Raw genomic sequence first — 825 nt, forward strand, 5'->3', positions numbered from 1 at the left:
CCAGGATCTGCGGCGCGCCTGACCTCGTCGTAGTTGCCGGCAAGGCGGCGGCGCATATAGGCGATCAGCGACTGGAAGATGCTCCAGCCTTTGGCGTGCCAGAACACGACGCCGGGGCCTTCCTCCTGGAAGTGGAACAGGTCGAGCTCGCGGCCGAGCCGGCGATGGTCGCGCTTCTCGGCTTCCTCGATCTGATGCAAGTAAGCGTCGAGGTCTTCCTGCTTGGCCCAGGCGGTGCCGTAGATGCGGGTCAGCATCGGATTGTTGCTGTCACCGCGCCAATACGCGCCGGCCACCTTCATCAGCTTGAAGGCGGTGCCGATCTTGCCGGTCGAGGTCATGTGCGGGCCGCGGCACAGATCGAACCATTCGCCCTGCTTGTAGATCTTGATGGTCTGATCTTCAGGGATCGCGTCGACCAGTTCGACCTTGAAGGCTTCACCGTTGTCGGCGAACACCTTCTTGGCCTCGTCGCGGCTCCAGACTTCTTTGGTGAACGGCTTGTCGCGCTGGATGATCTCGCGCATCCGCTTTTCGATCGCGGCGAAATCTTCGGGCGTGAACGGCTCGTTGCGGAAGAAGTCGTAGTAGAAGCCGTTCTCGATGGTCGGGCCGATGGTCACCTGGGTGCCCGGCCAAAGGCTCTGCACGGCTTCGGCGAGGACGTGGGCGCAGTCGTGGCGGATCAGCTCGAGCGCACGCGCGTCTTCACGCGCGACGAAGTCGATCTTGGCGTTCTGCTCGATCGGATCGGCGAGGTCGGTCAGCGTGCCGTCGAGCGCCATCGCCACGGTGCGCTTTGGCGAGCGACGGCGAGATGCCCCT

Annotated in this window: 1 pseudogene; it reads right to left on the reverse strand. The window is 63.6% G+C overall.

The features are described from left to right. Positions 1–825: pseudogene (locus I5M_RS29835) on the reverse strand (threonine--tRNA ligase); the annotation flags it as partial.

Origin of the sequence: Rhodopseudomonas sp. B29 (assembly GCF_000333455.1) — a bacterium.
Classification (GTDB): domain Bacteria; phylum Pseudomonadota; class Alphaproteobacteria; order Rhizobiales; family Xanthobacteraceae; genus Rhodopseudomonas.